This window comes from Vreelandella sp. L-15, assembly GCF_056857635.1.
Genome location: NZ_JBSXNN010000101.1, coordinates 78942 through 99606, shown reverse-complemented (window position 1 = coordinate 99606; position 20665 = coordinate 78942). Strand labels below are relative to the sequence as shown.

The window sequence follows — 20665 nt, the reverse complement described above, 5'->3', positions numbered from 1 at the left end:
CGCCCACATGAATTACCTGATCAAATTGTTAAAGAGCAACTTTCTTAAGTTCGCTGCGACGGGCTCGATGACCTGACCCGTGTTGCCTCAGCGAGGAAGGCGTATTCTACGCATTTCCTGGTGTTTGTCAACCGCTGTTTTAGCGAGTGAAGCGAGTGATCTAAACAACAACAAGACGGCTCTAACTTCCTGACAAACCAGAGGTTTTTCAACCTCCTTCACCGCTGGTAACGCTGGGCGTCCCCGGCAGCGGATGCGTACTTTACGGATTCGCGGCCGGGTTGGCAAGAGCTAATGTGAAAAAGTTTTCAGAAAGTTCACACCAGGGTCACGCGAGCGTAACGCTTCTTGCCCGCTTGAATCACATACACTTTACCAGTGGCGAGCATGGTGTCTTGAGCAACGACCTCACCATCCACTTTGACACTGCCATTTTTCAGCATGTCTTTGGCTTGTGCGCTGTTCTTGGTTAAGCCTGAGCGATTCAGAACAGTCGCAACCGGGGCCTGCTCGCTGCCTTCAAAATCGACGTCTACTTCTGGCAGGTCTTCCGGCAACTCACCATCGGCCAACTGGTTACCCGCCGACTTGTGCGCATTCACGGCGGCTTCATCACCGTGGTAGCGGGCGATGAGTTCGCGGGCAAGCTCCATTTTCACATCGCGAGGATTCGCACCCTGCTCGACACTCTGCTTCAACGCCTCAATCTCTTCGTTCGATTTCAGCGAGAGCAGTTCGAAGTAACGCCACATTAAGCTGTCGGGCATGGAGACCAGCTTATTGAACATGGAGCCCGGTGCTTCATCCACGCCCACGTAGTTGCCAAGCGACTTGGACATTTTCTGCACGCCGTCCAAACCTTCTAGCAGGGGCATCGTGATGACCACCTGAGGCTCCTGGCCGAAGTGCTTTTGAATCTCGCGCCCCATGAGCAGGTTAAATTTCTGATCGGTGCCGCCCAGTTCGATATCAGCTTCTAGTGCGACGGAGTCATAGCCCTGCACTAGCGGGTAAAGAAACTCGTGAATCGCAATCGGCTGATTCGCTTTGTAGCGCTTCTCGAAGTCATCACGCTCCAGCATGCGAGCCACGGTGCTTTGTGCTGCCAGCTCAATCATTTTGGCAGCCGTTAACTCGCCAAACCATTCAGCGTTGAAGCGCACCTCGGTCTTTTCCGGATCGAGGATTTTGAACACCTGCTCTTTATAAGTTTCCGCATTCGCCTTGACGTCGGCTTCGGTCAGCGGCTTACGGGTGACGTTTTTACCGGTCGGGTCACCAATACGGCCGGTGAAGTCACCAATCAAAAAGATGACGGTATGACCGAGATCTTGGAACTGGCGCATTTTGGTCAGCAGTACGCTGTGGCCCAGGTGCAAATCAGGTGCTGTAGGGTCGAACCCTGCTTTAATACGCAGCTTGCGACCAGACGCGAGCTTTTTACGCAGCTCGTCTTCTACCAGGATTTCATGCGTCCCCCGCGACAGCAGCGCTAACGCCTGATCCACCTCACTCATTGCCGATCTCCATGTACTATGTGCCGTTAAAGGCGTTTAAATAATCAATAGTGGGCGATGTTATCACGCTCCACCGCCTTGGTTGAGCCTTCACCCCGTTTTGGATGACTCGCATGATGAAAACCGCCTCCTCCACACCGACGGCCTACTATATCGGGCTCATGTCAGGCACCAGCTTGGACGGTATTGATGCCGCCCTGGTCTCTATCACTCCTGGCACGCCGCCTAAGCTATTAGCCACGGCTGCCGTTGCCATGCCCGATACGCTGCACGCGCAGCTACTGCACCTTTGCCACGCGCCAGCAGCGCACTTTGCCGAACTGGCCGCCGCCGAGGATGCCTTTTGCCGCCTCCAGGCCCAGGCCGTTACAGCACTATTAACGGAACAGGGGCTTGTCCCGGCTCAGATTACGGCGATTGGCAGCCACGGCCAGACGATTGAGCACGCGCCGCAAGGTCACCAGGGTGGTCCGGCGTATACGCTACAGCTAGACAACCCGAGCCTGCTGGCAGAATTGACGGGATGCACGGTGGTGGCCGACTTTCGCCGCCGGGACTTGGCCGCTGGCGGCCAAGCAGCGCCTCTAGCGCCCGCGTTCCACCAAGCGCTGTTTGGGCAGCGCCAAGGCGAACAGCTCGTGCTGAATCTGGGCGGCTTTGCCAATCTTACATGGCTTCCTCAAGAACAGGAGCGCGCCGTGGTGGGCTTCGATACCGGCCCGGCGAACGTGCTGCTTGATGCCTGGTTTGCCAAACATCACACCGAGCGATTTGATGAGAACGGCACTTGGGCGGCCAGCGGGCAAATCGACCAAGCGCTGCTCGCCCGCCTGCTGCAAGAACCCTTTTTTCATCAGCCGCCGCCGCGCAGCACCGGGCGCGAGCTGTTTCACTTAGCGTGGTTGAGCGACCACCTCACTGGCGACGAAGTCCCCCGGGATGTTCAGGCAACGCTGGTCGAACTGACGGCGGTGAGTGTCGCGCAAGGGGTGACCCAACTGCCGCTAAGCCAACCCAGCGCCACGCTACTGGTAGGCGGTGGCGGTGCTCACAATGCCTATTTGATGGAAAGGTTAGCCGCGCACCTTCCTAAGGTCACGCTACTCTCCCCCGCTACGCTGGGCTGGCCGGAAGATTGGATTGAAGCAGGAGCCTTTGCTTGGCTCGCCCATCAGCGCCTGCACGGGTTACCCGGCAACTTGTCTTCCGTGACCGGCGCCAGCGGCCCGCGGGTACTGGGCGGCATTTACGCCCCCTAGCGGCGACCGTCAATAATCGTCACCGTCGCGCAGAGCAAGATGAGACGGCACCTGCGCATCTAACGGCTTACCGCTGGCGACGGCGTCGCCCTGCTTGATCATCAGCCGCAGGTCGTTGGCGGAATCCGCATGGGCCAGCGCCACTTGCTGGCTGACTTGGCCCGCTTGATAAAGCGCATAAAGCGCCTGATCGAAGGTTTGCATCCCCGCGTCGCGGGAGCCTGCCATGGCCTGCTTCAATTCATCAATACGCCCTTTACGAATCAGATCCACCACCCGCGGCGATGAGAGCAGAATCTCGATCGCCGCGCAGCGGCCGCCCTGCTGAGTAGGTAGCAGCTGCTGCGCGACCACGGCACGCAGATTCAGCGACAGATCCATCAGAACCTGCTCGTGCCGCTCATGGGGAAAGAAGTGAAGGATACGCTCTAAGGCTTGGTTGGCGTTGTTGGCGTGCAATGTCGCCAAACAGAGATGCCCGGTTTCCGCGAAAGTGAGGGCGTGCTCCATGGTCTCGCGGGTACGCACTTCACCAATCAAGATCACATCCGGCGCTTGGCGTAGCGTATTTTTCAGCGCCACCTCGAAGGACTCCGTATCCACCCCCACTTCGCGCTGATTAACGATGCCTCGCTGATGCGGATGCAGGTACTCGATGGGGTCTTCAATGGTGATGATATGCCCACCGACTGAGGCGTTGCGCTCCTGAATCATCGCCGCCAGCGTAGTGGATTTCCCCGTTCCCGTGCCGCCTACCACTAGCACCAGCCCGCGTTTGGCATTGGCCAACGTCGCCAACTGGCTAGGCACGCCCAGCGCGCTAAGGGTCGGAATGGTCTGCGCAATGCGGCGCACCACCATGGCGGGCTCGTTGCGCTGTTGAAAGGCGCTTACCCGAAACCGCCCCGCACTCTCCAGGCTTAGGGCAAAGTTCGCCTCGTGCTCCTCTTGAAATCGCTCCCGCTGCTTCTCAGGAACCGCATTCAGCACCAGGCTGCGCACTTGGCTAGAGGAGAGCGGCTGACGCCCCAGCGGCACCAGCCCTTGGGGCGTTTTAAGGCTGGGCGGCGCGCCCACCGAAATAAGCAGGTCAGAGGCCTGCTGCTCGACCATGATGCCCAGCAGTTGGTGCAGCCACTGGGTCGCGGTCATACCGCTGGCTGGCTCACTCATCGCGTCTATTATCCTTTTGCCGCCTTACTCATCTTTTAACGTCAGCGTGCCTTTAGCTCTTACTTGGGCTTCCTCCATACTCACCACGCCCTCTTTAACCAGCTTAGCGAGCGAGGCATTCAGGGTCTGCATTCCCAGTGCGCCGCCGGTCTGGATGGCGGAGTAGATCTGCGCCACCTTATCTTCGCGAACGAGGTTACGCACCGCAGACGTGGCAATCAGGATCTCGTGGGCCGCCACGCGACCGCCGCCCTGGCGCTTCAACAACGTTTGCGAGATGACCGCTTGGAGCGATTCAGACAGCATTGAGCGCACCATGGATTTCTCTTCACCGGGGAAGACATCAATAATCCGGTCGATGGTTTTCGCCGCCGAAGTCGTGTGCAGCGTACCAAATACTAGGTGCCCCGTTTCAGCAGCGGTGAGCGCTAAACGGATCGTTTCGAGATCCCGCAACTCACCGACCAAAATCACGTCCGGGTCTTCGCGCAGCGCGCTTCGCAGCGCCCCAGAGAAGCTATGGGTATCGCGGTGAACCTCCCGCTGATTAATCAGGCAACGCTTGCTGGTGTGCACAAACTCCACCGGATCTTCGATGGTCAGAATATGCTCGAAGCGCTGTTCGTTGATGTAGTCGATCATCGCCGCCAAGGTCGTGCTTTTGCCCGACCCCGTGGGCCCGGTCACCAGCACCAATCCCCTGGGTAGCATCGAAAGGCGCTGGAACACCTCGCCCATGCCCAAGGTTTCCATGGAAAGCACCTTATTGGGAATGGTACGGAACACCGCCCCCGCCCCGCGTGCCTGGTTAAAGGCATTGACCCTAAAGCGCGCCACCCCCGGCACTTCAAACGAGAAGTCCGCTTCTAAGTGCTCTTCATAGTCGCGGCGCTGCCGATCGTTCATGATGTCGTAGATCAGCCGCCGAACGTCGCTGTTCTCCATGGCGGGCACATTAAGCCGACGAATATCGCCATCAACACGTATCATGGGAGGCAGACCCGCCGAAAGGTGCAAGTCGGATGCATTCTGCTTTGCCGAGAATGCCAGCAGTTCGGTAATATCCATCTCTCTTTCCCAGCTGCGGTAAGGTGCTTGAGTATGACAGACAACGCGCTCCCCGAGTCACTTGCATCTGCGCGTGAACGCCTGCGCCGGGCGCTTGAGGATGCCGGACGCTCGCCCACCAGCGCCACCCTGCTGGCGGTGAGCAAAACCAAGCCCGCCGAGATGCTGCGCGAAGCGTGGCAGCACGGCCAGCGCGAGTTTGGTGAAAACTACCTGCAAGAGGCGCTGGATAAACAAGCGGCGCTTGAGGATCTTGACGGCATTGTGTGGCACTTCATTGGCCCACTGCAATCGAACAAGACCCGCGCTGTGGCCGAGCAGTTTGCCTGGGTACACAGCGTTGACCGGTTAAAGATCGCCAAACGCCTGAGCGAACAGCGCCCGGCAGCGTTACCGCCGCTAAACGTATGCCTGCAGGTCAATATTAGCCGCGAGGCCACGAAATCCGGCGTGCTGCCCGAGGGTACCTTGGCACTGGCCCAAGAGATTGCCGCCCTGCCAGGCCTCGCCCTGCGCGGGCTGATGGCGATTCCCGCCCCGACGGAGACGCTAGAAGCACAACGCCAGCCGCTGGCAGCGCTGCGCCAGCTATTAGAAGAGCTCCAAGCGGCACTGCCTGAAGCACCGCTGGATACGCTCTCGATGGGTATGAGCGACGATTTAGAAGCGGCTGTCTTAGAAGGCGCCACGCTGGTACGTTTAGGCACCGCCATTTTTGGCGCTCGGGGCTAACTACGGTTCACACAGCACGCGGCTCACACAACTCACGGTTTACTTTACACGCTGCAAGACGCAGCCATTTGCGAAAAAGGATACCCCCATGGCGAGCAAGATCACCTTCATTGGCGCAGGCAATATGGCCGGTGCCATTATCGGCGGCCTGATCGAAAGCGGTGTCTCACCTAGCGACATCACCGCCACGGCCCCCAACGAAAGCGAACTGGCTCCGCTGAAGGCGCGCCTGGGTATTCATACCCACACCGACAACAGTGCAGCGGTTAACGGTGCAGATGTGGTCGTGCTGGCGGTCAAACCGCAGATCATGCGCGGCGTTTGTGAAGCCCTGCGTGAAAGCGTTCAGCAGCAGGCGCCGCTGGTAATTTCCATTGCTGCAGGCCTGGATGCCAACACCATCGACCAGTGGCTGGGCGGCGGCAACGCCCTGGTGCGCTGCATGCCCAACACCCCGTCACTGGTCGGTATCGGCGCCAGCGGCCTGTACGCCAACGCGGCGGTCAGCGATGCCCAGCGCACCCTCGCCACGCAGCTAATGGAAGCCGTGGGTATTGTCGAGTGGGTCGAGGAAGAGCGTTTACTAGATGCGGTGACCGCGGTTTCCGGCAGCGCCCCGGCTTACTTCTTCTTAATGTTTGAAGCCATGGAAGAGGCCGCCGTGAAGCTCGGCCTGCCTGCCGAAACCGCCCGCCGCTTGGCCATTCAAACCGCCTTGGGGGCCTCCACTATGGCCCAGCGCAGCGACAAAGACCCGGCCACCCTGAAGCAGAACGTGATGTCACCGGGCGGCACCACCGAGCGCGCTATTGCGCATATGGAAGATGCGCACCTGCGCACGATCATTGCCGACGCCATGCAGGCCTGCGCCGCGCGCGCCGATGCCATGTCCAAAGAGCTAAGCGGTAACGATTGAGTCTTACGTAGGCAACCGACCGTGAATCACGCCATAAGAACGGGATGAACTGCAGGCACGCCGCTCATCTCAAGAACGACATTTTTTAGGAGAAGCCGCAATGGGAAGTCAATTAGGCAGCGCCGGGTTAATGCTGGTGAACTCGCTGATCAATATTTATCTGTTTCTGTTAGTGCTGCGCTTTTTGCTGCAGGCATCCCGGGCGGATTACTACAACCCGCTCAGCCAGTCGGTGGTGAAAATCACCCAGCCTGTTGTTGGTCTGTTTCAAGGCTTCCTCGGCCCCGTGGGTGGGCGCTTTGACCTCGCCACGCTGGCGGCCGGTTTCGTGCTCAAAGTGGTCAGTATGATTGCCATTTTCATGGTGATCGGCGTGGGTATGCCGCCCATTGCAGGACTGGTGATTGCTGGGGTGGCCGCGCTGGCCAACGCCATCTTGAAGATCTACTTCTTTGCCATGATCGTGATGATCATTCTGAGCTGGGTCGCGCCGAATGCCAGCCACCCCGGCGCGCTGCTGGTGATGCAGTTGGTCGAGCCGATCATGGCTCCGGTGAGAAAGGTGATTCCGCCGCTAGGCATGATTGATCTTTCGCCGATCGTGGTCTTTATCGCCATTAACCTAGTAGACGGCTTAGTGGTTGGCTCGCTGATCCGCGCGGCGGGCATCTCGGGCGCACTCGTAGGCCTATAAAGGCCCTATCGACTCGACTATCGCCCCGAGCTTACTTTTTGCAGGACTTATTTTTGCAGGACTAGCGCTTTCGATGCCTGATTCAGACACTCTTGCTTATGACGACCGGCCGGCGGACTCCGTTGGCCTTGTGACCCCTCACGTGGTTAAGTTCGAGACGCCGCTGCCGCTTGCCTGTGGCAAAACGCTGCCGGAGTACGAACTGATCTATGAGACCTACGGCACGCTGAACGCCGAGCGCTCTAACGCGGTGCTGATTTGCCACGCACTGTCGGGGCATCATCACGCTGCGGGCTACCACACGGCCGAGGATCGCAAACCTGGCTGGTGGGATGCCCATATCGGCCCCGGCAAATCCATCGACACCAATCGCTTTTTCGTGGTGTCGCTGAACAACCTAGGCGGCTGCCACGGCAGTACTGGCCCGGCGAGCCATAACCCGGACACCGGCCGCCAGTGGGGTCCTGACTTCCCCGTGGTCACGGTGAGCGATTGGGTCACCAGCCAAGCGCGCCTCGCCGATCATCTGGGCATTGAGCGCTGGGCAGCGGCAGTGGGCGGCAGTTTGGGCGGCATGCAGGTGCTGCAGTGGACGATCACCTACCCCGAACGGGTCGCCAATGCCGTCGTCATTGCGGCCACGCCGCGCCTCTCGGCGCAGAACATCGCCTTCAACGAGGTCGCCCGCCAAGCCATCCGCTCAGACCCGGAGTTCTTCGACGGCTGGTACGCCGAGCACGACACCGCACCCAAACGGGGGCTGAAGCTGGCCCGCATGGTCGGGCATATCACCTACCTCTCCGAAGATGCCATGGGCAGCAAGTTTGGCCGCGACCTGCGCAGCGACGACTTGAGCTTTGGCTTCGACGTCGAGTTTCAGGTGGAGTCGTACCTGCGCTATCAGGGCGATACCTTCTCGACCGCCTTTGATGCCAATACCTACCTGCTAATGACCAAAGCGCTGGACTACTTCGACCCGGCGGCCAGCTGCGACGGCGATCTTGCCTGCGCCTTGGCACCAGCGCAGTGCCCCTTTTTGATCGTCAGCTTTACCACAGACTGGCGCTTCCCGCCGTCGCGCTCCCGGGAGTTGGTGGATGCACTAACGCGCGCGGGCAAATCGGTGAGCTATGCCAACATTGAATCGCCCCACGGGCACGATGCCTTCTTATTGCCAGAACCGCGTTACCAAGCGCTGTTCAGCGCCTTTATGGGCCGCGTCGCACGAGAGCAGCACATCGACGCCGCAGGCGCGGAGGAGACACGCTAATGCGCACGGATCTTGAACTGATTTACGACTGGGTTCCCCAAGGTGCACATATCCTTGACCTCGCCTGCGGCGACGGCGTTTTGCTGGAGCGGCTGGCCCAAGAGAAAGGCGTGACCGGCTACGGGTTGGAGATCGATCCAGACGGTATCACCCAGTGTGTGGCGCGCGGCGTCAACGTCATCGAGCACAACCTGGACGATGGCCTGAGTAGCTTCTGCGACAATAGCTATGACCAAGTCATCATGACCCAGGCACTGCAGGCGCTGCGCCGCCCGGATAAGATGCTTGATGAAATGCTTCGAGTAGCCGAGGAGGGCATCATCACCTTCCCTAACTTCGCCTACTGGCGTCACCGCATTCACCTGGGGCTGCGCGGCTACATGCCGGTATCGAAATCGCTGCCCCACGCGTGGTACGACACCCCCAATATCCACCTCTCGACGTTTAACGACTTCGAGCATCTATGCAAAGAGAAAGGCTTGGTGATTGTTGACCGTGCCGTAGGAGTGGGCGACCACAAGGGGCACTGGACCTCGAAGTGGTGGCCGAACCTGTTTGGTGAAATCGCCATTTTCCGAGTGCGCCGACGCGCCTAATACCGCACTTACCTCACCCATGAGAGGAGACACGCTATGGCTATCGCGACACTGCGACGCTTTTCACTGCTAACGCTGCTAATGGGGACGCTGCTCAGCGCCACCCAGGCAGCGGCCGAGCAGATGGTGCGAGTGGGCGAGTACGAAATCCACTACAACGCCATTGAAACGCGCTTTCTAACGTCAGAAGTGGCGCAGGCGAACAGTATCCAGCGCAGCATCGGGCACGGCTTAGTGAATGTCAGCGTGCGCGAGCGTCAGCCAGATGGCACCACGCGACCGGTCAACGCTAGCGTTGAAGGCTACGTTAGCGACCTCACCGACACCCGCGAACCGCTCAGCTTTCGCACCGTGCACGATGGCGATGCCACCTACCATCTGGCCACGTTCACGCTGCGCCAAGACGAGCCGATGCGCTTCAATCTCGACGTGCGCTACGACCGCAATGAAAACCCCGAGCCGGTGAGCTTTATTCAGCGTTTCTATATCGAACGCTAAATCGAGCGCTAAGCCCGTACCGGTAGCGCCCGCGCCAGGCGGGCCGCTACCGGTACACTCTGCTGCCACTCCACCATCACGCCATACGCCACTACTTCCACACCCGCGTTCACCGCATCACTCAGCGCCGCCGCATAGGTGGGGTCGATATGCGTCGCCGGTGCCACATCCGCAATCCCCTCATGGGCCACGCAAAACAGCAGCACCGCCCGCTTACCCTGCTCAGCCAGCGCAGCCAACGCGTGCAAATGCTTGGTGCCGCGCACGCTCACGGAGTCGGGAAAGTAGCCATGCCCGTCCGCCTCTTTCAAAGTGACCTGTTTGACCTCCACATAGGCAACCCCCTTCTCAGGGTCATCCAAGCGAAAATCGAGCCGCGCTTCGCCGACCTTTACCTCGCGCTTTAACGTTCGATAGCCCGACAGCGGCGGTATATCTCCGGCCTCAATGGCACTTTCGACCCATCGATTAGCACGGCCTGTGTGCACCGATGCCAGCGCCGTTCCACCATCTGGCTCGGGCAGCTCTATCCACTCCCAGGTCCATCCAAGCTTGCGTTTAGGGTTATTACTGGGCGAGAGCCATACACGGCAGCCGGGTACGTTCACCGCCTTCATCGAGCCAGTATTCGGACAGTGGGCCACCACTTCCTCACCGCTGTCCAGGCGGACATCGGCCAGAAAGCGCTTATAGCGGCGCAGCAGCATGCCGGGCACCAGCCCTGGATAGGTCATCATAAGCGGCTCACAAAACGCGCGATGCGCACCACCGCCTCCTGCAGCCGAGCCACGTCGTTGGTGAACGCGATGCGCACATGATGCTCGCCGCCCTGAACCGCAAAGTCGATGCCGGGGGTGATGGCGACGTTCTCCTCCACCAACAGGCGCTCGCAGAACGCTTGACTGTCGCGGCTGTAGCGGGAGATATCCAGCCAGAGATAGAACGCCCCCTGGGGGGGTAGATCAGGCGCAAGCCCTAGCTCGGCCAGGCCATCCAGCAGCACTTGGCGACGCTGTTTGAGGGTGGCGCGACGGGTTTCCAGAATATCCCGGCACTCCGGGGTAAACGCTGCCAGCGCCGCATGCTGGGAAGGCGTCGGAGCAGCCAGAAACACGTTTTGCGCCAGCCGGGTGAGCGGCTCGACAGCCTGTTCTGGCGCCACCAGCCAGCCCAAGCGCCAGCCGGTCATGCCGAAGTACTTGGAGAAGCTGTTCACCACAAAGGCATCCTCCGACAGCGAGGTGGCTGAGAGTGGTGCGTCGTCGTAATTCAGCCCCTGGTAAATCTCATCGACGATGACATCGCCGCCCTTGGCCGCCACCGTGTCGATCACCTTCGTGAGCGCCTCGGCATCCAGCGTATGCCCGGTGGGGTTGGAGGGGCTGGCCAACATCGCTAACCGCGTCTTGGCCTGCCAGTGCCGCTCAATCAGCGGCGCGGTAAGCTGCCAACCGCTGTCACGCCCAACGGGCACGGTATCAATTTCCGCGCCCGCCAGGGCCATAAAGTGGCGGTTACAGGGGTAATTAGGGTCGGCCATTAATACCCGGTCGCCGCATTCGACCAACAGTTGGCTAGCCAGCAACAGCGCGCCAGAAGCGCCGGGCGTGACCAGAATACGCGCAGGGTCCACCTTGGCATTAAAGTGTTCGGCATAGTGCCCAGCGATGGCTTCACGTAACGACGCCAAACCGGCAGCGGGGGTGTAGCGCGTTTTTCCCTCGGCAAGCGCCTGCTGACCCGCCGCCACAATGGGTGCGGGAGTGGCAAAATCGGGCTCTCCCACTTCCAGATGAATCACGTCATGCCCAGCCGCCTCACGTGCCTGAGCCATTTCTAGTAAGTGCATCACGCGAAAAGGCGCAACGTGATCAACACGCGAATTCCAGGCCATCATGGCTCCTTCAACTAATAAATAGTAGATTAATCATGACCCTGGCCGCACACGATGTGGGACCATGGTCCAAAATGCACTATTATGCTTGCATCACGTGCAATTTTCAGCTAAACAAGCATCCCTTTGGCGTGAGATCGTGACACACGCTCATGGTCGATCAGCAGTCACATACGTAAGGGGCACTCCCATGCCAGTAGCGGAAAAGAAACCGGAAGCGTCCAAGTCCTTCATCCCGTATGAGCCGGCACCGGGTGAAGAGTATATGAACGAGAAGCAGCTCGCGCACTTCCGCCAGCTGCTTCTGGACTGGAAACAGGATCTCATGGAAGAGGTGGATCGTACCGTACGCCACCTGCAGGAAGATGCTAACAACTACGCCGACCCCGCTGACCGCGCGACGCAAGAAGAGGGCTTTAGCCTTGAACTGCGCACCCGGGATCGCGAGCGTAAGTTGCTGAAGAAGATCAACGAAACCATCGAGAAGATCGACGAAGACGATTACGGCTTCTGCGAAGCCTGCGGCGTGGAAATTGGCATCCGCCGTTTGGAAGCACGCCCCACCGCCACGCTTTGCGTTGACTGCAAAACCCTGGCCGAGCTGAAAGAGAAGCAACTGGGCGGTTAAGTACCAAACGCCTCGTCATCCTAAGATGACAGCCAACGGGCACCCTTGAGGTGCCCGTTTTTGTTTGTCATCTTGTGCTCTTCTCATCGCTACGCAGTTTTCCAAACGACGGGTTGCCATGACCGCCACCGCTCACTATCGAGGGCGCTTTGCCCCCACCCCTTCCGGGCCGCTGCACCTTGGCTCGCTGGTTGCCGCTTTAGGCAGCTATTTGGATGCCCGCGCCGCTAGCGGCCAGTGGCTGGTACGCATCGAAGATATCGACCCGCCACGCTGCCCAGAAGGCGCGGACAGCACTATTTTGCGCCAGCTAGAGGCCTTTGGACTAACGTGGGATGGGGAAGTGATATGGCAAAGCCATCGTCATGATGCCTACCAGCACGCGCTGGATCAGCTCGTTGAACAGGGGCTGGCGTATCCATGCAGTTGCTCGCGCAAGCAGTGGCAGGCCTTTGACATCTACCCCGGCTGGTGCCGAAACGGCGTGTGCGATGCCACCAAGCCGGTCGCATGGCGCTTGCGCAGCGACCTCGCCAAACGCCCCGTAGGTTGGAATGATCGGCTGTTCGGCGAGCAGCACTTCGACCCCGCCGAACTGGGCGACGTAGTATTAAAGCGCAAAGATCAATTATGGGCCTACCAGCTCGCGGTGGTGGTGGATGACGCCCACCAGGGCATTACCAATATCTTGCGCGGGTACGACCTGCTGGATAACACGCCTTGGCAGCAGCAGTTACAGGCAGCGCTAAGCCTACCAACACCTCGTTACCTGCACCTACCATTAGTGGTAACTACGGATGGCCAAAAGCTCTCCAAGCAGAACCTAGCACCCGCCCTAGCCGAAGAGAGCACCGGGATACGCCGCCAGCTCTTTCAGGCGCTGCAGCTACTCGACCAAGCGCCACCGCCAGCGCTTGTCGATGAATCGCCGGAAGCGCAACTACGCTGGGCAATAGAGAACTGGTCGGTGTCACGCCTGGCACCGCTTGCCCATCGCCCCACTCCACCGGAGCAGTAAGATGTACATCTACCGCATCATGCTATTTCTTGTGTTTGGCGGCTACCTGCTATCACCGCTGTTTATGGATGGCTGGGGCGACCCGAGCGTGGCCTGGTACCGCCCTTTTGCGATTTGGGGCGTCCTGATTGCCCTGACGCTATGGCTTGAGCAGAAGAGGAAGTTAGATGAACGCTGAGCTGATAGGCGTTGTATTACTGGGGCTTAGCTACCTGGGGCTGCTGTTTGGCTGCGGCATGGCCGTCGAGCGGGGCTGGGTGCCAGTGCGTATTACTCGCCACCCGATGGTGTATACCCTAGCGCTCGGCGTATACGCCAGCGCCTGGGCAATTTATGGCAGCATCGAATTAGCCGCGAATGCCGGGTTTGGCTACCTCGCTTACTACCTAGGGCCAGCGGGAGCTTTCTTACTCGCCCCTGTGCTGCTGGTACCGATTCAGCGCATTACCCGCACTTACCAGCTCTCTTCGTTGGCGGATCTGTTCGCCTTTCGCTACCGCTCCCGCTGGGCGGGAACGCTTGTCACGCTGCTTAGTCTGATTGCCGTACTACCGCTGCTGGGCATTCAAGTACACACCTTGAGCGACGCCGTGCAACTGCTAACCGGCAGCCGCTACAGCTCAGCGGTAGCGCTGCTGTTTTGCGCGGTCATTGCAGGCTGCGCCGTGCTGTTTGGCGCACGCCACAGCCATCGGCACCGCCACGATACACTGCTGAGCGTCATCGCCTTCGAATCGGTGATCAAACTGCTGGCCATGCTCGGGCTCGGTGCCATTGCCTTATGGTGGGTGTTTGACGGCCCTCAAGATTTACAGCGCTGGCTGGAAGGCCCGGGCGCGGCACTCCAGAGCGCCACCCCACAGCTAGAAGCCCCCCAGTGGCGCACGCTTCTGCTGCTGTTTTTCGCGGCGGCCTTTATGATGCCGCACCTATTTCAGATCACCTTTGCCGAAAGCCTCTCTCGCCATACCTTGCTGCAGGCGAGCTGGACCTTGCCGCTCTTTTTGCTACTGATGGCGCTACCGGTGCCGCTGATCTTATGGGCGGCGCAGTCGGCCAACGAGAGCGTGCCGCTCGCCGCTTACGCGGCGTATCTGATGACCGAGCACTGGTGGGTCGGCACGCTGGCGTTCATTGGCGGTTTGGCGGCCGCCAGCGGCACCATGATGATGATTGCGCTCGCGCTCTCCGGCATGGTGTTGAACCATATCGTGCTGGTCGCCCGCCCGCCGGAGGCGCGTAGTGACCTCTATGGCTGGCTGCTGTGGCTGCGCCGGGCGCTAGTCGGGGCCGTCATTTTCGGTGGCTGGCTGTTTGCCGAAAGCGTCGGGCGCTATCACTCCCTGACGAACCTAGGGTTAGCCGCGTTCGTGGGCATGGCGCAGTGTTTGCCGGGCCTTCTAGCGCTGCTCTATTGGCCGGGCGCGAACCGCAAAGGCATGATTGCTGGCCTTATCGGTGGTATTGGCGTCTGGCTATGGGGGCTGTGGCTGCCGTTGCTATTCGACATCACCATGCCCGCGCTCCCGTTCACTCTGCTGATGCCCGCCGATGCCCCCGCGTGGTACAACGCCACGCTGATTTCGCTAGCGGTGAATATCGTCCTGCTGATCGTGGTGTCGCTGTTTACGCGCATCTCAGAGGGCGAGCGTTCGGCGGCAGAAGCCTGCTCGGTGGATGCGGTCATCCGCTCGAAACGCCTACCGCTGGAAGCCGCTACGGCGGGGGATTTCCCCGCTCACCTGGCCCAGGCGCTGGGCGATGAAGCCGCCAGCCGAGAAGTGGATCGCGCCCTGAAAGCGCTCAACCTGACCCCGCAAGAGCGCCGCCCCTATGCGCTGCGCCGTTTACGCGACCGTATTCAGGCCAACTTATCAGGGCTGATGGGGCCGTCGGTGGCGCGGGATATTGTGGATCGATACCTGCCCTATCGCCACGACGATGCTCCTGTTACCGATGATATCCACTTTGTCGAGAGCCGCTTAGAAGCCTATCGCTCGCGCCTCACCGGGCTTGCCCGAGAACTCGACGGGCTGCGCCGCCACCATCGGCAAACCCTGGCCTATCTGCCGGTAGGGCTGTGCGTGTTGGGCGACGACGATGAGCTGCTGATGTGGAACCAAGCGCTCTCCCAGCTCTCTGGCATCAGCGGCGAAAGCGTGATCGGCTCCCGACGCGACAGCCTGCCCCCGCCCTGGCCCACGCTGCTGGGCAGCGTGCTGAATGCCAGCCAGACGCCGCTGTACAAACAGGCGGTCACGCTGCACGGCAAAGACTACTTTTTGACGCTGCACAAAGCGGTGCTCAGCGGCCACGATAGTCGTGGCGGCAGCGTCATTCTGGTAGAGGATCACACCGAGATGAAATGGCTGGAAGAGGAGCTAGTGCACGCCGCGCGGCTCGCCTCCATTGGCCAGCTCGCCGCTGGTGTAGCCCACGAGATTGGCAACCCGATTACCGGCATCTCATCGCTGGCGCAAAACCTGCGCTACGACACCGAAAACCCGGCGTTGCTGGAAACCGCCGACCAAATTCAGCAGCTCACTCAGCGGGTGACTAAAATCGTCAACTCCCTGGTGGGGTTTGCCCATGGCGGACGGCCCGCACTACCGCTTCCCGCCGCGCCAGCATCGCTGAAAACGGTCAGCGAAGATGCGCTTCACTTGATCCATTTAGCCCGCTCAGGCGAGGATGTCACCTTTACCAACGCCTGCCCAAGTGACATTGTGGTGCGCGGTGATGCACAGCGCCTGACCCAAGTCATGGTAAATTTACTGAGCAACGCCAAGGACGCCTGCCAGCCACAGGGTACGGTACGTATTGAGGCAGGCACCCAGGCCAGCCACGCTTGGTGGCGCGTCGTCGATGACGGCCATGGGATTGATCCCAGCGTTAAACACCGGCTGTTCGAACCGTTCACCACCACCAAACCGGCGGGTGAAGGCACCGGACTTGGGTTATCGTTGGCGTATCAAATTATCAATGAGCACCAAGGCAAAATAGAGGTCGCTTCACCACCTCCCGGAAAGCCTCGCGGCACGGCCATTACGCTATGGCTACCGCTTTACCAACAGGATGATCACTTGCCCCATGCCCAGGATACTGATTGTTGAAGATGAAGCGATTATTCGCAGCGCGCTAAAGCGCTTACTGGAACGTCATCACTACAGCGTCAGCGAAGCGGCCAGCGCCGAAGAGGCCCGTACGCAGCCGCTCAGCGACTTTGACCTCATCATCAGCGACCTGCGCCTGCCGGGGGAGCCGGGCACGACGCTCATTGAGCTAGCGGCCCCCGCCCCGGTATTGATCATGACCAGCTACGCCAGCATGCGTTCGGCGGTGGATGCGCTCAAGCAGGGCGCCGTTGATTATGTTGCCAAGCCCTTCGACCACACCGAGCTATTGGAAACGGTTGAACGCATTCTGCATAAGCAGTCGATGCAGCAGGGCACGCCGCCTGATATCACCGACGGAGGCGGCGGCCGTCAAACCATGATTGGCGACTGCACCGCCATGCAGGAGGTTTACACGCGCATTCGCAAAACCGCGCCTGCCGATGTCACCGTGCTGATCCAGGGCGAGTCCGGCACCGGTAAGGAGCTGGTCGCCCGCGCCATTCATCAACAAAGCAAGCGCGCCAAAGCGCCGCTGATTTGCGTGAACTGCGCGGCGATCCCCGAAACGCTGATTGAATCCGAGCTGTTTGGTCACGAGAAAGGAGCGTTTACCGGTGCCAGCGCGGCGCGCACCGGCTTGGTCGAAGCCGCCGACGGCGGCACGCTTTTTCTCGATGAAATTGGCGAGCTGCCCCTGGACGCCCAGGCGCGATTGCTGCGGGTACTGCAAGAGGGCGAAATCCGCAAAATTGGCTCCGTGGAAACCCGCCATGTGGACGTTCGCTTGATTGCCGCCACTCACCGTGACCTGCGCGCGCTTTCCAAAAGCGGCGAGTTCCGGCTTGATTTGTACTACCGGCTGAACGTGATGCAGATTGCCCTGCCACCGCTACGCGAGCGCGAAGATGACGTACTTAAAATCGCCGACATCCTGCTGGAAAAGGCCTGCAAGCGCCACGAGCGCCCCGGGCTGCGGCTCTCTAGAGCGGCTCGTCAGGATCTACGCGACTACCCCTGGCCCGGTAACGTGCGCGAGCTTGAAAATGCTCTGGAGCGCGGAGTTATTCTCGCCGAAGGGCATTTGATTCACCCCGATGATTTGGGACTTGGCCCGGCGACTAACCGACCTCACCCACCTGCCGTTAGCCCTGGGGCTTCCACAAATGACGACGCCACGACGGCTGACGAAGACGACCTTTCCCTCGAAGATTACTTCCAGCATTTTGTGCTGGAACACCAGGACCAAATGAGCGAAACCGAGCTGGCCCAGAAACTAGGTATTAGCCGTAAAAACTTATGGGAACGTCGCCAGCGACTGGGCATTCCGCGGAAAAAAACTGCCCGCCGCCAGAATTAGCGTACCGATTGGCTGTTTTTGCAGGGGCTACCCCCTGATCATAAGACTAACGTCCAATAGATTGATTTTCATAAGAAATACTCAAAATATCGTTACCCAGACACTGTTACCTTCCCACACAACGAAGCGAAAAATAGGGTCAAAAACGGGTAACACTTTCCCTTCCAATTAGTTCCCCGGCCTACCAAAAAATCGCCAAACCATTGAAATACATAACGTATCAAATGAGTGGCACGGCGAGTGCAATATTACTGGGTAAGAAGAACAAACTGGGCAGCGCGGTTAGTCGCTAACAAAAACAACATGACACCGCCCCGACCTGAGCCAAAACAAAAACAACAAGGCCAGGTAGAGATAACGGCACGAACAAGAACAACAGGCTTGAGTCTCATGACTTGCACGCGCAGCACAGGGTTACCTAGCGGAGCCAAGCAAACGCGCAGCAAACAATAACAATACACAGCAAGTGCCCAAATAAGGACGCGACGTACACAAGGTCTGCACCCAAACAACAACAATAGCAGCATAGGTGTACACCCCCGGAGCCAATAACAACTCGCCGGGAGAGAAAAGTTCGCGGTTGGATTATTGTTTTGAATACGAGGCGGTCGGAATCAGAGTGATTCTTTACGCCTGCCGACTGCGGTGCGTATTCAGGGCGATGTGCCATCATGAATAAAAACAGCAGCATGGACGCTGATTGTCTGCTTTATAGGGGAGGCTCACGTAGCCTCCCCTTTCCGCGTTTACGGGTGGCATTGACGTCAGGTCCGACGGCTCATTGCAAACCGCTCTTTGCAAGCCCCAGGGGGTCGGATACACTCAACCCTTTACCGTCCTCCATACGGTCACGTTTTTCGAAACTGTTTTCGATACACTGCGAGTCGATATCGCCGCATGTTTAAAGGATTTACCCGTTTATTACATAGCCCGGGAGAGCACTTGAAATCCCTGCTCGATTCCCCTGAGAGCGCCTCTGATGCGCTCAGTCCTCGTATTATTCCGCGCTCCGAGCATCCCGTCTCTCGTCAGCAAATCAGTGAAGCCGCGCTCAAGGTGCTATACCGCCTCAATGGGGCTGGTTTCGATGCCTATCTTGTCGGTGGCTGCATTCGCGACGCGCTGCTGGGCAAAATGCCGAAAGATTTCGATGTTGCCACCAACGCAACGCCTGAGCAGGTGCGCGACCTGTTTCGCAACTCACGCCTGATTGGCCGCCGCTTTCGAATCGTGCATGTACGCTTTGGCCGCGAAGTCATCGAGGTAACGACGTTCCGCGGCAAACCCCAGGACGAGCACGGCGACCATATCGCTCACCAATCGGACGATGGCTTGCTGCTGCGGGACAACGTATGGGGCAATATCGAAGAGGACGCACTGCGCCGTGACTTTACCGTCAATGCGCTCTACTACAATATTGCTGACTTCACGATCCACGACTTTGCCAACGGCGTGCGGGATATTGAGTCGCGCACGCTGCGGCTGATCGGCGACCCCGCCACCCGCTACCGTGAAGACCCGGTACGGATGCTGCGCGCGGTTCGCTTTGCAGCCAAGCTCGACTTCACCATCGAGCCCGCCACCGAAGCGCCGATGTACGACTTGGCGCCGCTGCTGCTGCAAATTCCACCTGCGCGCCTGTTTGATGAAGTGCTCAAGCTGTTTATGGCGGGCCACGGATTAATCACTTTCCGCCTGCTCAGCCATTACAATCTGTTTGGCATGCTCTTCCCGGAATCAGAAGAAGCCATGGCCGATGCCGCTTGGGCAGAAGAGCTCATTGAGCAGGCACTCGCCAATACCGATAAGCGTATCGCCGAAGACCGGCCCGTCACGCCCGCGTTTTTGCTGGCAGCATTTCTGTGGGCGCCGGTCGTTCACCGCCAGGCCGAGCTCGAGCGCGAGGGCATGCCTGCCGTGCCCGCCCTGCAAACCGCAGCTCAGCAGGTCGTATCGCGCCAGCTTCAGCACACCTCCATTCCCAAGCGCTTTGGTATCCCCATGCGCGAAATCTGGGAGCTGCAAGCACGCTTGCCGATGCGCCGGGGCAAACGGGCTTTCCAAACCCGCGAGCATCCGCGCTTCCGTGCTGCTTATGACCTCCTGTTGCTACGTGAGCAGGCGGGTGAAATTCCCCGTGGGCTGGGCGACTGGTGGACGGCATTTCAGAAAGGCGATGAGCACGAACAGCTCCGCCTACTGCAAAAAGTCGGCAGCGATCCTGCCAGCCAAGGTGACCGCCGGCGCAAAAAACGCCGCAAGCCGCGGAAGGCGAACAGTGAATAACGCCATTCGCAGTTACATCGGCCTTGGTAGCAATTTGGAGAACCCCAAAGGTCAGGTGCAGCAGGCGCTTCAAGAGCTAGCTGCCCTGCCCTTGTCTCGGCTGGTGGCTAGCTCGTCACTCTACGCCACCCCCCCTGTAGGCCCTCAAGACCAGCCTGACTTTATCAACGCGGTCGCCTGCCTCGAGACGCATCTTTCGCCTTTGGCACTGTTGGATCAACTGCAGGCGCTGGAGCAGCGCCATCGCCGGCGGCGGCTGCGCCACTGGGGGCCGCGCACGCTGGATTTAGACCTGCTGCTCTACGGCGAACTCACGCTTCATCAGCCACGCTTGACCGTTCCCCATGGGCAGATGCACGCCCGCGCTTTCGTGTTAGTCCCACTGGTGGAAGTGGCCACAGCGCTTCAGCACCCCATCACCCTACATCAGCAGCCGCTTAATCACTGGCTAACAGCTGTAAATATGAGCGATATTCGGCACTTAAATGATACCGGCGTCACCGCGACTGCTACCATCTGACACAAATCTCGACACCACGCCCCCAATCAGGTAACAATTGCCGGTTACGCCACATCGCGCAGGCAGGGACGCTGCGATAATAATGGCCGAGCAAAGCAGGCGTGTCACACCCCCCTGCCGCAT

General features: G+C 59.4%; 19 protein-coding genes. 14 read left to right on the top strand and 5 right to left on the bottom strand.

From position 1 onward, the window contains the following. Positions 1 to 317 precede the first annotated feature (317 nt). Complete coding sequence (tyrS, locus tag AC13CY_RS16535; protein WP_062363647.1) at positions 318 to 1517, bottom strand: tyrosine--tRNA ligase; 1200 nt, start codon at positions 1515 to 1517, stop codon at positions 318 to 320. Between the two features lie 116 nt (positions 1518 to 1633). Here tyrS and AC13CY_RS16530 point away from each other — a divergent pair, with 116 nt between their 5' ends. After that, on the top strand, positions 1634 to 2776 hold the full coding sequence (locus AC13CY_RS16530) for an anhydro-N-acetylmuramic acid kinase (protein WP_213262350.1): 1143 nt from the start codon (positions 1634 to 1636) through the stop codon (positions 2774 to 2776). Between the two features lie 9 nt (positions 2777 to 2785). Here AC13CY_RS16530 and AC13CY_RS16525 read toward each other — a convergent pair whose 3' ends face one another. Beyond that, positions 2786 to 3949, bottom strand: a complete 1164-nt coding sequence (locus AC13CY_RS16525; protein WP_082051446.1) for a PilT/PilU family type 4a pilus ATPase — start codon at positions 3947 to 3949, stop codon at positions 2786 to 2788. Positions 3950 to 3973: 24 nt separating this feature from the next. Next, positions 3974 to 5017 carry a type IV pilus twitching motility protein PilT gene (locus AC13CY_RS16520; protein ID WP_044629498.1) on the bottom strand — a complete coding sequence of 348 codons (1044 nt, stop codon included), beginning with the start codon at positions 5015 to 5017 and terminating at the stop codon, positions 3974 to 3976. Positions 5018 to 5050: 33 nt separating this feature from the next. Between AC13CY_RS16520 and AC13CY_RS16515 the strand changes: the two genes are divergently transcribed. The 6 genes from AC13CY_RS16515 to AC13CY_RS16490 all read left to right on the top strand — a co-directional run bounded on the left by AC13CY_RS16515 (position 5051) and on the right by AC13CY_RS16490 (position 9723). Then, positions 5051 to 5749, top strand: a complete 699-nt coding sequence (locus AC13CY_RS16515) for a YggS family pyridoxal phosphate-dependent enzyme (protein WP_074211080.1) — start codon at positions 5051 to 5053, stop codon at positions 5747 to 5749. Between the two features lie 88 nt (positions 5750 to 5837). Continuing rightward, positions 5838 to 6665 (top strand): pyrroline-5-carboxylate reductase, encoded by an 828-nt coding sequence (proC, locus tag AC13CY_RS16510; RefSeq protein WP_044629496.1) that lies wholly within the window; start codon positions 5838 to 5840, stop codon positions 6663 to 6665. Between the two features lie 100 nt (positions 6666 to 6765). Further along, complete coding sequence (locus AC13CY_RS16505; protein WP_044629495.1) at positions 6766 to 7359, top strand: YggT family protein; 594 nt, start codon at positions 6766 to 6768, stop codon at positions 7357 to 7359. 73 nt (positions 7360 to 7432) lie between these two features. Continuing rightward, complete coding sequence (gene metX / locus AC13CY_RS16500; protein WP_074211082.1) at positions 7433 to 8629, top strand: homoserine O-succinyltransferase MetX; 1197 nt, start codon at positions 7433 to 7435, stop codon at positions 8627 to 8629. Then, positions 8629 to 9225, top strand: a complete 597-nt coding sequence (metW, locus tag AC13CY_RS16495; RefSeq protein WP_044629493.1) for a methionine biosynthesis protein MetW — start codon at positions 8629 to 8631, stop codon at positions 9223 to 9225. The genes metX and metW overlap by 1 nt, the downstream gene beginning before the upstream one ends. A 36-nt stretch (positions 9226 to 9261) precedes the next feature. Continuing rightward, positions 9262 to 9723 carry a DUF4426 domain-containing protein gene (locus AC13CY_RS16490; protein ID WP_074211083.1) on the top strand — a complete coding sequence of 154 codons (462 nt, stop codon included), beginning with the start codon at positions 9262 to 9264 and terminating at the stop codon, positions 9721 to 9723. Positions 9724 to 9731: 8 nt separating this feature from the next. Here AC13CY_RS16490 and sfsA read toward each other — a convergent pair whose 3' ends face one another. Both sfsA and AC13CY_RS16480 read right to left on the bottom strand, forming a co-directional pair. Then, positions 9732 to 10460: a DNA/RNA nuclease SfsA gene (gene sfsA / locus AC13CY_RS16485; protein ID WP_074211084.1), complete on the bottom strand. Its 729-nt coding sequence runs from the start codon at positions 10458 to 10460 to the stop codon at positions 9732 to 9734. After that, positions 10457 to 11617, bottom strand: a complete 1161-nt coding sequence (locus AC13CY_RS16480; RefSeq protein WP_074211085.1) for an aminotransferase class I/II-fold pyridoxal phosphate-dependent enzyme — start codon at positions 11615 to 11617, stop codon at positions 10457 to 10459. Before AC13CY_RS16480 ends, sfsA begins: the two co-directional genes overlap by 4 nt. Before the next feature lie 190 nt (positions 11618 to 11807). On the opposite strand from AC13CY_RS16480, the gene dksA reads away from it, so the two are divergent. From dksA to folK, 7 genes are all read left to right on the top strand, one after another. After that, positions 11808 to 12245, top strand: a complete 438-nt coding sequence (gene dksA, locus AC13CY_RS16475; RefSeq protein WP_044629489.1) for an RNA polymerase-binding protein DksA — start codon at positions 11808 to 11810, stop codon at positions 12243 to 12245. Positions 12246 to 12363: 118 nt separating this feature from the next. Next, positions 12364 to 13263: a tRNA glutamyl-Q(34) synthetase GluQRS gene (gluQRS, locus tag AC13CY_RS16470; RefSeq protein ID WP_289143235.1), complete on the top strand. Its 900-nt coding sequence runs from the start codon at positions 12364 to 12366 to the stop codon at positions 13261 to 13263. Position 13264: 1 nt separating this feature from the next. Next, positions 13265 to 13441, top strand: coding sequence for a hypothetical protein (locus AC13CY_RS16465; protein ID WP_044629487.1), 177 nt, complete (start codon positions 13265 to 13267; stop codon positions 13439 to 13441). Next, entirely contained in the window at positions 13431 to 16376 is a 2946-nt protein-coding gene (locus AC13CY_RS16460; RefSeq protein WP_483052811.1) for an ATP-binding protein, read from the top strand. Before AC13CY_RS16465 ends, AC13CY_RS16460 begins: the two co-directional genes overlap by 11 nt. Continuing rightward, positions 16354 to 17736, top strand: coding sequence for a sigma-54-dependent transcriptional regulator (locus AC13CY_RS16455; RefSeq protein WP_058578297.1), 1383 nt, complete (start codon positions 16354 to 16356; stop codon positions 17734 to 17736). The genes AC13CY_RS16460 and AC13CY_RS16455 overlap by 23 nt, the downstream gene beginning before the upstream one ends. An 897-nt stretch (positions 17737 to 18633) precedes the next feature. Further along, positions 18634 to 20022 carry a polynucleotide adenylyltransferase PcnB gene (gene pcnB, locus AC13CY_RS16450; protein ID WP_058578296.1) on the top strand — a complete coding sequence of 463 codons (1389 nt, stop codon included), beginning with the start codon at positions 18634 to 18636 and terminating at the stop codon, positions 20020 to 20022. Next, on the top strand, positions 20015 to 20542 hold the full coding sequence (gene folK, locus AC13CY_RS16445; RefSeq protein WP_062360566.1) for a 2-amino-4-hydroxy-6-hydroxymethyldihydropteridine diphosphokinase: 528 nt from the start codon (positions 20015 to 20017) through the stop codon (positions 20540 to 20542). The genes pcnB and folK overlap by 8 nt, the downstream gene beginning before the upstream one ends. The last annotated feature ends 123 nt before the right edge of the window (positions 20543 to 20665 follow it).